Origin of the sequence: Nocardia jiangxiensis NBRC 101359, from assembly GCF_000308615.1 — a bacterium.
Classification (GTDB): domain Bacteria; phylum Actinomycetota; class Actinomycetes; order Mycobacteriales; family Mycobacteriaceae; genus Nocardia; species Nocardia jiangxiensis.
Map to the genome: position 1 here is coordinate 18,425 of NZ_BAGB01000057.1, position 12,257 is coordinate 30,681.

Annotated in this window: 12 protein-coding genes; 6 read left to right on the forward strand and 6 right to left on the reverse strand. The window is 66.9% G+C overall.

Translation table 11 applies throughout. From position 1 onward, the window contains the following. The first annotated feature begins 18 nt into the window (after positions 1-18). The 3 genes from ON40_RS25480 to ON40_RS25490 all read left to right on the forward strand — a co-directional run bounded on the left by ON40_RS25480 (position 19) and on the right by ON40_RS25490 (position 3,839). Positions 19-1,689, forward strand: a complete 1,671-nt coding sequence (locus tag ON40_RS25480) for an AMP-binding protein (RefSeq protein ID WP_051193546.1) — start codon at positions 19-21, stop codon at positions 1,687-1,689. Next, on the forward strand, positions 1,686-3,407 hold the full coding sequence (locus ON40_RS25485) for an AMP-binding protein (protein WP_040826909.1): 1,722 nt from the start codon (positions 1,686-1,688) through the stop codon (positions 3,405-3,407). Before ON40_RS25480 ends, ON40_RS25485 begins: the two co-directional genes overlap by 4 nt. Positions 3,408-3,629: 222 nt before the next feature. After that, on the forward strand, positions 3,630-3,839 hold the full coding sequence (locus ON40_RS25490; protein ID WP_051193550.1) for a hypothetical protein: 210 nt from the start codon (positions 3,630-3,632) through the stop codon (positions 3,837-3,839). Here ON40_RS25490 and ON40_RS25495 read toward each other — a convergent pair. Beyond that, positions 3,836-4,816 carry an AraC family transcriptional regulator ligand-binding domain-containing protein gene (locus tag ON40_RS25495; RefSeq protein WP_245567986.1) on the reverse strand — a complete coding sequence of 327 codons (981 nt, stop codon included), beginning with the start codon at positions 4,814-4,816 and terminating at the stop codon, positions 3,836-3,838. The genes ON40_RS25490 and ON40_RS25495 overlap by 4 nt on opposite strands. Positions 4,817-5,011: 195 nt before the next feature. Between ON40_RS25495 and ON40_RS25500 the strand changes: the two genes are divergently transcribed. Next, positions 5,012-5,392, forward strand: coding sequence for a VOC family protein (locus ON40_RS25500; RefSeq protein WP_040826911.1), 381 nt, complete (start codon positions 5,012-5,014; stop codon positions 5,390-5,392). On the opposite strand, the gene ON40_RS25505 is transcribed toward ON40_RS25500, so the two are convergent. Beyond that, positions 5,374-6,111 (reverse strand): helix-turn-helix domain-containing protein, encoded by a 738-nt coding sequence (locus tag ON40_RS25505; protein WP_245567987.1) that lies wholly within the window; start codon positions 6,109-6,111, stop codon positions 5,374-5,376. The genes ON40_RS25500 and ON40_RS25505 overlap by 19 nt on opposite strands. Before the next feature lie 148 nt (positions 6,112-6,259). On the opposite strand from ON40_RS25505, the gene mscL reads away from it, so the two are divergent. Continuing rightward, the gene (gene mscL / locus ON40_RS25510) at positions 6,260-6,733 is read left to right on the forward strand and encodes a large conductance mechanosensitive channel protein MscL (protein WP_040826913.1); all 474 of its coding nucleotides are present in this window, start codon (positions 6,260-6,262) and stop codon (positions 6,731-6,733) included. An 18-nt stretch (positions 6,734-6,751) separates the two neighbouring features. Here mscL and ON40_RS25515 read toward each other — a convergent pair whose 3' ends face one another. From ON40_RS25515 to ON40_RS25530, 4 genes are all read right to left on the reverse strand, one after another. After that, a complete protein-coding gene (locus tag ON40_RS25515) occupies positions 6,752-7,411 on the reverse strand; it encodes a PP2C family protein-serine/threonine phosphatase (protein WP_245567988.1) in 660 nt (219 codons plus the stop codon). A gap of 204 nt (positions 7,412-7,615) precedes the next feature. Then, a complete protein-coding gene (locus ON40_RS25520) occupies positions 7,616-8,392 on the reverse strand; it encodes an ABC transporter permease (RefSeq protein ID WP_040826917.1) in 777 nt (258 codons plus the stop codon). Continuing rightward, complete coding sequence (locus ON40_RS25525) at positions 8,392-9,048, reverse strand: ABC transporter ATP-binding protein (protein WP_040826938.1); 657 nt, start codon at positions 9,046-9,048, stop codon at positions 8,392-8,394. Before ON40_RS25525 ends, ON40_RS25520 begins: the two co-directional genes overlap by 1 nt. Before the next feature lie 174 nt (positions 9,049-9,222). Continuing rightward, positions 9,223-10,497, reverse strand: a complete 1,275-nt coding sequence (locus ON40_RS25530; RefSeq protein WP_040826919.1) for a hypothetical protein — start codon at positions 10,495-10,497, stop codon at positions 9,223-9,225. Between the two features lie 359 nt (positions 10,498-10,856). Here ON40_RS25530 and ON40_RS25535 point away from each other — a divergent pair, with 359 nt between their 5' ends. Continuing rightward, on the forward strand, positions 10,857-12,086 hold the full coding sequence (locus ON40_RS25535; protein ID WP_051193552.1) for a cytochrome P450 family protein: 1,230 nt from the start codon (positions 10,857-10,859) through the stop codon (positions 12,084-12,086). Positions 12,087-12,257: the final 171 nt, after the last annotated feature.

Below are 12,257 nucleotides of genomic sequence, written 5' to 3' on the forward strand. Positions count from 1 at the left end.
ATAACCGTGAGTGGGAGCATGGGCCTGGCTCGGCCGACCAGTTATACACACGGAGCATGGGACACGCCATTACTCGGCGATACCATCGGCGACAATCTGGACCGCACGATCGCGACCTACGGCGACCGTGACGCGCTCGTCGATCGCGTCACCGGAGCGCGCTGGACCTATCGCGAACTCGGCGCACGGGTCGACGCACTGGCCTCGGGTCTGCTGGCCTCGGGCATCGGCAAGGGCGATCGGGTGGGCATCTGGGCGCCCAATCGCGCGGAGTGGACGCTGGTGCAGTACGCGACCGCGAAGATGGGCGCGATCCTGGTCAACATCAACCCCGCGTACCGGATGCACGAACTGCGATATGTGTTGCAGCAGGCCGGAATCCGGCTACTGGTCGCCGCGACCGAGTTCAAGGGATCCGACTACGCGGCAATGATCGAGCAGGCCCGGCCCGAATGCCCGGACCTGGAGCAGGTGATCCTGCTCGAGACCGACGAGTGGTCCGCGCTGCTGGCGGCGGGCGAGGCCGCGGACCCCGCGGAACTGGCCGCGGCACAGGAGAACCTGTCCCCCGACGATCCGATCAACATCCAATACACCTCGGGCACAACCGGATTCCCCAAGGGCGCGACGCTCTCACACCACAACATCCTGAACAACGGCTATTTCGTCGGCGAGCTGTGCGGCTACACCGCCGAGGACCGGATCTGCATCCCGGTGCCGTTCTACCACTGCTTCGGCATGGTGATGGGCAATCTGGCCGCGACCAGTCACGGCGCGGCGATGGTCATCCCCGCCGCCGCGTTCGATCCGGCCGCGACACTGGATACCGTTGCGGCCGAACGCTGTACGTCGCTGTACGGCGTGCCGACGATGTTCATCGCCGAACTCGCCGACCCCGGATTCGACTCCTACGATCTGAGCTCGCTGCGGACCGGGATCATGGCCGGATCGCCGTGCCCGATGGAAGTCATGAAACAGGTCATCGACCGGATGGGCATGAGCGAGGTCTCCATCTGCTACGGCATGACCGAGACCTCGCCGGTATCCACCCAGACCCGACGCGACGATTCGCTGGCCCAGCGCACCGCCACCGTCGGCCGGGTCGGCCCGCATCTGGAAGTCAAGATCATCGATCCTGCAACGGGTCTCACGGTGCCGCGCGGAGAACAGGGCGAATTCTGTACCCGCGGTTATTCGGTCATGCTCGGTTACTGGAACGATCCCGGACGGACCGCCGATGCCATCGATGCCGGACGGTGGATGCACACCGGCGATCTGGCGGTGATGGACGAGGACGGATATGTCGCGATCACCGGCCGGATCAAGGATATGGTGATCCGCGGCGGCGAGAACATCTATCCCCGCGAGATCGAGGAATTCCTCTACACCCATCCGGATATCCTCGACGCCCAGGTCGTCGGAATACCCGATCCGAAATACGGTGAGGAATTGGTCGCCTGGATCCGAATGCGCGAGGACACAACATCATTGGACGCTCCCGCGCTGCGCGATTTCTGCACCGGCAAGCTCGCCCATTTCAAGATCCCCCGCTACGTGCATCTGGTCGAGGAATTCCCGATGACCGTGACCGGCAAGATCCGCAAGGTCGAGATGCGGGAGATCTCCGCGCAACTGTTCACCGCCGATTCGGCGGACACCACCTCAGGCTCGACAGGAGAGGCTCAGTGACCCGGCCCGAACCCACGTCCAATACCGCGCTCTATCGCGCGAGCCGCGACCAACTCCTCGGTGCGGCAACCGATTACGAGACCGCGCAGAGCACCTTCCGCTGGCCTCGGCCGACCGGGAAGTTCAACTGGGCCGTCGACTGGTTCGACGTGATCGCGCACGGCAACGACCGCACCGCGCTGTGGATCGTGGAGGAGGACGGCAGCGAACGCAAGGTCACCTTCCAGGAGATGTCCCGCCGTTCGGATCGGGTCGCGACCTGGTTCGCGAATCTCGGTATGCGCAAGGGCGATCGGGTGCTGCTGATGCTCGGCAATCAGGTCGAACTCTGGGAGGCGATGCTGGCCGTGGCCAAACTCGGCGCGGTCATCATGCCGACCACCGCCGCGCTGGGCCCCACCGACCTGAGCGACCGGATCAACCGTGGCGCAGTGCGTTTCGTCATCGCCAACACCGCCGACGCCACGAAATTCGCCGAGCTGGACGGCGACTACACCCGGGTCGTGGTCGGCGATCCGGTACCGGGCTGGCACGCCTACACCGAGGCCGAGGCGGTCGAGAGCGCGGGGCCGTTCCGGGCGGTCACCGATGTCACCGACGAACTGCTGGTCTACTTCACCTCCGGCACCACCAGTAAGCCGAAGATGGTGCGGCACAACCAGACCAGCTATCCGGTCGGACATCTGAGCACGCTCTACTGGATCGGCGTGCGCCCCGGCGACGTCCATCTGGCGATCAGCGCACCCGGCTGGGCCAAACACGCCTGGAGCTGCTTGTTCGCCCCCTGGATCGCCGAGGCGACGATCTTCGTCTACAACTACGCGCGTTTCGACGCCGCGGCACTGCTGGCCCAGTTGCACCGGGCCGGGGTGAACACCTTCTGCGCGCCACCGACGGTGTGGCGCATGCTGATCCAGGCCGACCTCGGCGAACGTCCGGCCGGGCTGCGCGAAATCCTCGGCGCGGGTGAGCCACTCAATCCCGACGTCATCGCGCAGGTCCAGAAGGCGTGGGGCCTGACCATCCGGGACGGCTTCGGCCAGACCGAGACCACCCTGCAGGTCGGCAACACCCCCGGCCAGCCGGTCAAACCCGGATCGATGGGGCGTCCGGTGCCGGGAGTCCCTGTGGTGCTGGTGGATCCGATCACCGGCGAACTCGCCGACGAAGGTGAGATCTGCCTCGATCTGAGCGCCGATCCGGTCAATCTCATGACCGGATACCTGGACGACCCCGAACGCAATGCCGCGGCGATGGCGGGGGGCTACTACCACACCGGCGATGTCGCCACCCGCGACGCCGACGGCTACATCACCTATATCGGCCGCACCGACGACGTCTTCAAATCCTCGGATTACAAGGTCTCCCCCTTCGAACTGGAGAGCGTGCTGATCGAACATCCGGCGGTGGTGGAGGCCGCGGTGGTGCCGCAGCCCGACGACACCCGGCTGGCAGTGCCCAAAGCCTATGTGACGCTGGCCGCCGGATGGGCCGCCGACGACGAGACCGCCCGCGCCATCCTGGAATACGCGCGCGATCATCTCGCGCCCTATCTGCGGGTGCGCCGGCTCGAGTTCACCGAACTGCCCAAGACCATCTCGGGCAAGATCCGGCGAGTGGAACTGCGGAACCGCGAACAGACAGCACACGCCTCCGGTGCACGCATCGACACCGAATTCCGTTACGAAGAACTCGTTCGCACAACGACACTCGACTAATCGCCCCGTACCGATCATGATTCCGATAGTCTCCAACCCGGCAGCTCCAGCTGGTGTATCCGAGTTTCACGTCGGGTATCCGGTGTCCGGCCGAAGTTTGGCGCGTTTGCCCGAAAGTGGCGTGTTCCGGGCTAGCAAGGCAATTGGTCAGCACACAAAACTGGGGCTCACGTCCCGATTATTCGTGATCGACAGTCCGTATCTCGACGATTGGAGATTGCCTTGCCGCAGCACACCGGGTCCCAACACACCAGCGAGAGCGCCACGGCCTACGTCGTGGCCGCTCTCGAGGCGAAGGGCACCGCAACCCGCGACGATTTCGACGTACCCGCGATCGTCGCCGCAACCCACGCGATAGCGGAGAGCTGGGACTTCGATTCCCTGGAACGCACCACGTTCTGGGGAATCGCCGCCACCCACCTGCGATTCTAGGATCCGGTGACAATCCCCGCTTCTACGAACGAACGCGCTTGCGCCGCAACGTTCCACCGCTGCGCAGCGCGACGTACCGAGGCGGCGTCCGCGTATCCCAGCAACTGCGCCTGCCGGGCGCGGCTCACCGGGCCCGCGGCCGCAGCGCGGTGGAGCCTGGCACGATCCAGCTCGCGCCGCCAGGTCGTGCCGGATTCGGTCAGCCTGCGTTGTAGCGTGCGCGGACTCGTGGCCAGTCGGCGAGCGACCCGTTCCAGCGAAACCTCACCCTGGTCCAGTGCCTCGGCCAGTGCGGCGCCCACCCGTTCGGGCCAGCTCAGTTCCAGCGGCGGCGGTGGCGGCAGCGTGGCCGCCAGCGGTTGCAGCACCTCGGCCAACGCCGGATCGGCGGTGGTCAGCGGCAGATCCATATCGGCGGCCCGGAACGTCATCGCGTCCATCTGCGCGTCGAATTCGATCTCCCCCGAACCGAATACCTCCCGGAAGGCCCGCAGATTCCGCGGCGCGGACTGCCGCAGTGCCACCCGGATCGGGTCCAGCGGCGCGTTCACGACGGCACGAGCCCTGGTCAGCACGGCGACCAGTCCCCAGAGCTGAGTCAGCTCACGGGCCCGGCCATCGCCCTCGATCATCTCCAGCGACAGTGTCGCCTCTTCCTCGTTCTCCTGAAACAGGTCGAAGCGGTGATTGCTGGTGACCGCGGTGACGTACGGCCCGCAGGTCGCCAGCCCGGCGCCGACCGTTGGTGCACTGGTGAACAGGTAGTCGTAGAGCCGCGTGGTCGACAGCTCGTAGCGGCTCGCGATGTGCAGGGCCACGTCGGGATCGTCGAGCCATTGCTCGGCGATTTCCCAGAGTCGACTGAAATGGTCGTTTGATACATGTGCGCCGGGTCCGGTCATCACCCAATCGGGCAGCCCGCACGCGCGTAGCAGCCGGTCACGATCCAGCCCGGCTTCGACAAGCCGTGCAATCACAAATCGGTGCAATAGCGTCGAATCAGTCCCCATGCCCCTCCTGCCTACTGTTTCCCCGAAGAATCTTCCTGGAAATAGCTACCTGGCAGAGTAGTCGCCGCGAGCGCAGCGGTCCGCATTATGTCGGGTACTGCTCGGCGCGGTGTCCGATTTGTTCAAGACCGAGTCCCGATCACCGCCATAGAGTCCGGAGCCATGACTCTTCGACTGAATGTGATCGGCCTCGTCGCCGCGGATCTGGCTGCCACCGTGCGGTTCTACCGCCGTCTGGGGGTGGAGTTCGGCGAGGCGACCGGCGGCCACGTACAGGCTCAGCTACCGGGCGGCATGCAGTTCATGATCGACACCGAGGAGACCGTCCGCTCCTTCCACCCGAACTGGCAGGGCCGGCCCGGCCGGATCGGGCTGGCGGTCGAATGCGACGGGATTGCCGAGGTGGACAAGGTATTCGCCGAACTCACCGGGGCGGGATATCGCAGGGAGATCGAACCGTTCGACGCGTTCTGGGGCCAGCGCTACGCCACCGTCCTGGATCCGGACGGGAACGGCGTCGACCTCTACGCCCCGCTCACCTGAGCGGACCGATCCCGGACGATCAACCGGGCCAGTGACGTCCCGGCCAGTTCACGAACATCACGCGCGAGATGGGCCTGATCGGCATATCCGGCGCGGAATGCGGTCTCGGCGAACGGGACTCCCCGGCGGGCCAGAGCCAGCGCACGTTGCAGGCGCAGCACCCGGCCCAGCATCTTGGGTCCGTACCCGAAGGCGGACAGCGACATTCGATGCAGTCGCCGCTCCCCCAGACCCAGCGACTCGGCGACGGCGGCCACCGAGGATCCCGCACCCAGCCGCCGCACCACCACGCGCAACGCCGGATCGGCCGGATCGGTTTCGGCGGCAACATCTCCGGCGATCCGGTCGAGTTCGGTCATCGGATCGGTCGACGCGGCAAGGATTTCGGTCAGCGGACGCACCCGCGCGGGCCGCCACAACTCGTCGAGATCGGCTCGCCGGTCGAGCAGTTCGCGTGCCGGGACGCCGAACAGTGCGGGTGCGGTGCCGGGGAAGAACCGGATTCCGGTGACCCGCGTTCCGGGCGGGGCGGTGGTCGGATAGCCGCGGGTGTCCGGGCCCGCGACGACCAGTCGGCCGCGCAGCCAGAGCAGATCCATACATCCGTCCGGCAGGACCGGAGCATCCTCGGCCGGGCCGATCGTGCGGGCCCACACCGCCGCGCCCGGCACCGTCCGGGAGCGACGCTCCCGATACCGCGGCGGCGGATGGATCTGCACCTCCGACACACTACGCGGCGCGCCCTACCCGTCGGTGTTCATCGCCATATGCACCGGGGAGCATCCGGTGCCCCCGCAAGGGGACCACTAGACTACCCAGGACTTCCGGAGGGAAACAAAGCTAGTTCGGATTGGGGTCCGCATCACCATGCTCAAGGGTTTCAAAGACTTCCTCATGCGCGGGAACGTCATCGACCTGTCCGTCGCGGTCGTGATGGGTACCGCGTTCACCGCGATCGTCCGGTCGGTCACCAAGGGGATCGTGGAACCGCTGCTGGCGATTCTGGGCAGCAACAGCCAGCTCGGGCTGGGCTTCCAGCTGGTGCCCGGTAAACCGGCCACCTTCATCGCGATCGGGCCGATCGTCAGCGCCGCCATCGACTTCATCATGGTCGCGGCCGTGCTGTACTTCGCGCTGATCCTGCCGATGAACACGCTCAAGAAGCGTTTCGCCCGGGGTGAGACCAAGAAGTCCGAACCCACCCAGGAAGAACTGCTGACCGAGATCCGCGATCTGCTCGCCGCTCAGGCGAAGGGCTCGGCCGCCTCCGACGGTTCGGACCGCTCCGGCGACTCGGCCACCGACACGCGACGCGTCACCGCGAACAGTATCGCCGACTGAACCGCCCGTCCGCGGCGGTCAACCGCAATCCACCACCAGGGCCGTGGTGTTGTCGCTACCTCCGGCTCGCAGTGCGCCCTCCACGAGAGCCTCCGCGGTGATCGCCGGAGTGGCGCACCCGACGAGCGTCTCCTTGATCTCCGTCATGCTCAACGGCTTGTGCACGCCATCGGTGCTCAGCAGGAACCGGCCGTGACTCGATCCCGTCGTGGCCCGGCCGATGGCCTCGGGAGTGACCGTGCGCGCGGAGGTGATCACCAGATGTTCGAAGCGCCGCGCGGGATTGCGCCCGAGGGACCGGAAGTATTCGGCGGCCGTGTGGTCGGTGGTGATCTGATGCAGCACCCGCCCGTTCCATCGGTACGCGCGGCAGTCCCCCACCCAGGCGATATCGCACGGCCCGTCGGACGGCGGCACAACCGCGACGACCAGGACCGCGTCGGCTTCCTTCTCGGGGAATTGCCGCAACAGTTCAGCTTGCGCGGCCAGTATTCCGTCCGCGGCGCTCGACTGGGTCGCGGTGCGCGCGGCGACCGCGGCGACCGTGCGGGCGGCACGGGCGGCCGGCAGATGATCACCGACTCCGTCCGCGACCACGAACGCGCTCGTCCCGGTGCCCGGATCGGTCCAGCTGGACACGGCATCGGCATTGAGCGACCGCAGGCCACGCCTGCTCACCGATGCTCCTGCTACGCCTGCCACCCGAATCAGCTCACGGCGGGAAAACGCGGCGGTAACTCCACTGTCCACGGCCGCCTCCTTGGGCTCAGCTCACCCCGCGCTGCCTGTCGGCAGTAATTCAAGTAAACCCCGCGCACCCATGGACAACACCAGATTCGTCTGTGGGATTCCTGAGAACCGGACGACCGGCATGTTCTCCGGTCAGCCCGGCAGGGTGATCAGTCGCTGAGCGTCGTCGAACAGGGCGCGTTCGGCGACCCGGGCCGCGGCCAGCGCCGCCAGCGATGCCGCGGCGAGCAACATGTACATCACCACGATCTGATAGCGGATCGCGGTGAGCGGTTCGACCCCGGCCAGGATCAGGCCGGTCATCGCGCCCGGCAGACTGATCAGGCCGACGACCTTGGTGGAATCGATTCCGGGCACCAACGCGGTGCGCAGCGCCGAGCGCCGGTACGGCAGGAATGCGGCGCGAGCGGGCAGCCCCAGGCACAGTCGCGCCTCGATCGCGGGACGGGCCGCCACGGCGTCCTCGCGCAGGCGGCGCAGGGCGATCCCGGTCGCCTGCATGGACCCCGAGACGATCATGCCGCCGACCGGCACCACCACCCGCGCCTGAGTCGAGATGACCTGCAACACGATCAGCGCTCCGAGGGTGATCACCGTCCCGAACGCTACCCCGGCGGTGGCCGCGCGAATCGCATGCGGCAGACCGGCGCCGCGTCGTCCGGCGACCTGTCCGGCGATGCCGACCATCAGCACCACCCAGCCGAGCGCCCCCGGTAATCCGGTGTGCCGGAACAGAATCAGCAGAATCGCCCCGACCGCGACCAATTGGACCCCGGCGCGCGCGGCGGCGATCAGCAACTCACGCGTCAGATGCAGGTGCTGCCGGTAGGCGATCAGCGCGGCCAGGCCCACCAGCGCCACCGACGTGCCGACGCCCTGCCAGTTCGGGACCGAAAGTCCTTCCACCATCAGGCTTTCCGATCGTCGTGGGCGCCGAGCCGAGACAGCCCGCCGCCGCCCAGCAGTAACACCTCGTCGGCGACCCGCCCGACGAATCCGCTGTCGTGGCTGACCAGCACCACCGATCCGCCGTCGCGGGTGTGCTCGGCGATCAGATCCGCGACCGCTCCGGCGGCGGCCTCGTCCAGGGCCGAGGTCGGCTCGTCCAGAATCAGCGCCTGCGGGCCGACGGCCAGCTCGCGCGCCAGGCAGACCCGTTGTGCCTCACCGCCGGACAACTCGTCGCAGCGGCGATGCAGGAACGTCTTCGGCAGTCCGGCCCGCCGCAACAACTCACCCGCCTGCGACTCGGTCAGTTCCGCGCGCCCCACCCGCAGCTCATCGATGACGACGTCGGTCAGCAGCGTCGCCCGCTGCGGCACCAACCCGACCCGGCGGCGCAGATCGAGCACGTCGAGTTCGGTGATCGGCACGTCGTCCAGCAGGATCCGCCCACTGGTCGGTTCGGCGAGCCGATTCAGCAGTCGCAGCAGCGTGGTCTTACCGGCCCCGCTGGGCCCCACCACCGCGGTACATCGGCCGCCCGGCAGCCGCACACTGACGTCGGCGAATATCGTGGTCGGCCCGTAATCCACGCCGACCTGCTCCAGGACGATGCTGTGCACGACACCACCCTGCCGCACCCGGGCACGTAACGCATCGCAACCACACGAACATGCCGCCACCGCAGCCGGACGGACGACGTCGCGGAACGCCCACCACACCCGGATTCCGATGCAGGACCCGACACGAACGCGCTGTCATCCGGTCCGGATGACAGCGCGTTCGTGGAGTTCTGCTCAGTCCTCGCTGAACGAGGAGGCGCGCTGCTTGCTCGCGCGGGCGCGACGACGTTCGGCGCGCAGTTCGGCGAGTTCCTGCTCGAGGGTCTCGGCGATCCGGAACTGGCCGGTGTCGTAGCCGTTGAGCGAATCGTCCTGCGCGCCATCGGCATCCGCACCGTTGCTCGCGGCTTTGCCGTTGGCGCCGGACTTTCCGTTCTTCGCCGACGCACCGTTGACGTCCGCACCGTTCAACCAGGCTTCGTTGGCGCGGTATTCGTTGCTGCCCGCGGAATCGTCGGCGCCCGAGGAGCGGAACGAGGTGAGCGTGTCGTCCGCGTCCACCGTCGAGGGCTTGTCCGACTCACCGGCCACGGCGTCCACCCGGGTGGGGTCCGCGGCCGAGGTGGCGTCCCCGCCGGGCAACGCCATCAGCGCGCCGCTGGGCCGGGTGACGTCCGGAGAAACGTTCTGCCGGAAGAAACTCACGAAGGTCGGCATCGTGCGACGGATCTGCTCCGAGGGGTCGGGCAGATCGCGGACCTGTTCGGTGGCGTGCGCGATGGCCATGCCGTACCGCGAGCTGGCGGCGTGATGGATGAGCAGCGCGACACCGATCATCACCGGGGCGACCGCGTGCACGCCGACGTCGTACCAGCGGCCCGACCTCAGGTACGGGTAGGTGTTGAGGCCGACAGTCAGTGACAGCAGGGCCAATTCGGCGATCGCGACCTGCTTGCGGCTGTCCAGGATGCCCCACTCGGCCACCTTGTTGGTGCCGATCATGATGATGACCAGACAGACGCTGATCATGGCTTCGAGCAGGTAGCTGAACCAGTACAGCGGATCGGTCGGACCGCCGGGGGCGATGTTGTGCTGCACGTTGACCGCCGACCACAGCATGCCGGCCGCCACGACACCGGCCAGTGCGCGCAGCGACCACGCCCGATGTCGGTACAGCGAGGCCAGTTTGGCGTGCGGACTCGATTCGCGCCGCTGTGCGGCGAGCGCCCGGCGGGCGAGCAACAGATCACGCATGTCGGCTTTCGCGATCTTCTGAGATGTTGTCCTGGCTTCGTCGGAGGCCGCGGCCGCGGCCTGGACATGCTTCCAGCGTTGGTCGCGCTCGGCCTCGCGAATCTTCTCGGCGAGTTCACGTTCGGCGCGCAGCTCGTCTTCGGACAGGGCCTCGGTCAGCGCGGGGTCGAACTGATAGGCCAGCCGTCCGCGGGCATGCTCGACCCGTTTCGCCAGATGCGTGACATCGTCCTCGCCCGAGTGCTCGATGGTCATCGCGCCTCCAAGCGTGTGAGATGCTGCGGCAGCCAAGGGGTCACGGTTGGTAGCGGCACATAGCATTAATAGTCGATAGACCGCCCATGGCGAAACCGCAAGTTTGCCACTTCGCACAAATCCTCGGCGTGGCGCGCGCGACACGCGCAGAACGGTAGGGCTACCGAACATTCCGAACTGGACTACCGACCCGGAACCGGACGGTTTCGAATGCGCGGCTCGTCCCATTTCCCCGACATCCTCGTGATCGCTTGCGCCACAGCCTGTCCCGGTACCCGCGAGTAGCTTGGATGGGGTGGGGCCGACAGCCGCACGGGGAGCGCGATCGGATCTCGATCGCAGAGGACAGTGAGGACATCGTGGTCGATACCGAAGCACCTACTCCGATCGAAACAGTCGCCGAAGATTTTTTCTCCGACCCGCACGCCTACTACCGTCGCTGGCGCGAACGCGGCCCGGTGCTGTACGTCGAACTGCCCCGTAACTCCGTGCCGGGCTACGTGATCATCGGATACGAGGAGGGGCGCGCCGCGCTCACCGATTCCCGGCTGCGCAAGAACATGCACGGCCTGCTGGCGGTCTTCGAACGCAAAAATCCTGCGTCCCGGGCGAATCCGGGCATGTTCGATCTGTCCGGACACATGCTCAACACCGATCCGCCGGACCACACCCGGCTGCGCAAGCTGGTCAACAAGGCCTTCACCGCGCGCAGCGTGGCCGCGCTGCGTCCGCGCATCCAGGAGCTCACCGACGGCCTGCTGGACGCGATGGAGGGCCGGGACGAGGTCGATCTGATCCAGTCCTTCGCGGTGCTGCTGCCGGTCACCGTGATCTGCGAACTACTGGGCGTGCCGCTCGACGACCGCGAGGACTTCCAGCGCTGGACCAAGATGCTGATCGGCGGCGCGGCGAAGACCGACGAGGAGGTCTTCGCGGCGGGTTCGGACATGTCCGAGTATCTGCGGCGGCTCGTCCAGGCCAAACGCGCGAACCCCGGCGAGGATCTGCTGTCCGGGCTGGTGCACACCAGCGACGAGGACAACGATCGCCTCGACGAGCGCGAACTGGTCTCGATGGCCTTCCTGCTGCTGGTCGCCGGTCACGAGACGACGGTGAATCTGATCGCGAACGGCGTTCGGGCACTGCTGCACAACCCGGATCAGCTGCGCGCCCTGCGCGAGGATCCGGACGGCGTGCCCGCCGCGGTGGAGGAGTTCCTGCGGTACGACGGACCGGTCGGCTGGGCCACCACGCGCTTCACCGACGAGCCCGTGCGGATCGGCGGGGTGGACATTCCGGAGGGCGAGCTGGTGTACATCGCGCTGAGCGCGGCCAATCGGGATCCCGAGCACTACGCCGATGCCGAGGCCGTGCGCACCACCGGCGATGCGAGCGGACATCTGGCCTTCGGCCACGGCATCCACTACTGCGTGGGCGCGCCGCTGGCCCGGCTCGAGGCCGATATCGCGTTCCGGACGCTGCTGCGCCGGTTCCCGGACCTGGGCCCGAGCGCCACGGCGTCGGATCCGATCTGGCAGCCCAGCTTCCTGATCCACGGTATGACAGCCTTCCCCGTTCGGCTCAGGTAGGCGGCATACGGATAACAACATCCTTCTGCTCGCAGTAACGCAATTACGCTCACCTGCCACAATACTGGCGAAACTGTAACAGGTTTCACCTGCTGGTATAGCGAAGCCGTATTTACTTATTCGGTATGCGGCGGTTAATCTCGAGCGGACGCAGAGCAGAAGGGAACGTCA

Coding starts and splice junctions, on each gene's coding strand:
- ON40_RS25480 (WP_051193546.1), top strand. CDS start 19: ATGGGCCTGGCTCGGCCGACCAGTTATACACACGGAGCATGGGACACG.
- ON40_RS25500 (WP_040826911.1), top strand. CDS start 5,012: ATGACTCTTCGACTGAATGTGATCGGCCTCGTCGCCGCGGATCTGGCT.
- mscL (WP_040826913.1), top strand. CDS start 6,260: ATGCTCAAGGGTTTCAAAGACTTCCTCATGCGCGGGAACGTCATCGAC.
- ON40_RS25520 (WP_040826917.1), bottom strand. CDS start 8,392: ATGGTGGAAGGACTTTCGGTCCCGAACTGGCAGGGCGTCGGCACGTCG.
- ON40_RS25530 (WP_040826919.1), bottom strand. CDS start 10,497: ATGACCATCGAGCACTCGGGCGAGGACGATGTCACGCATCTGGCGAAA.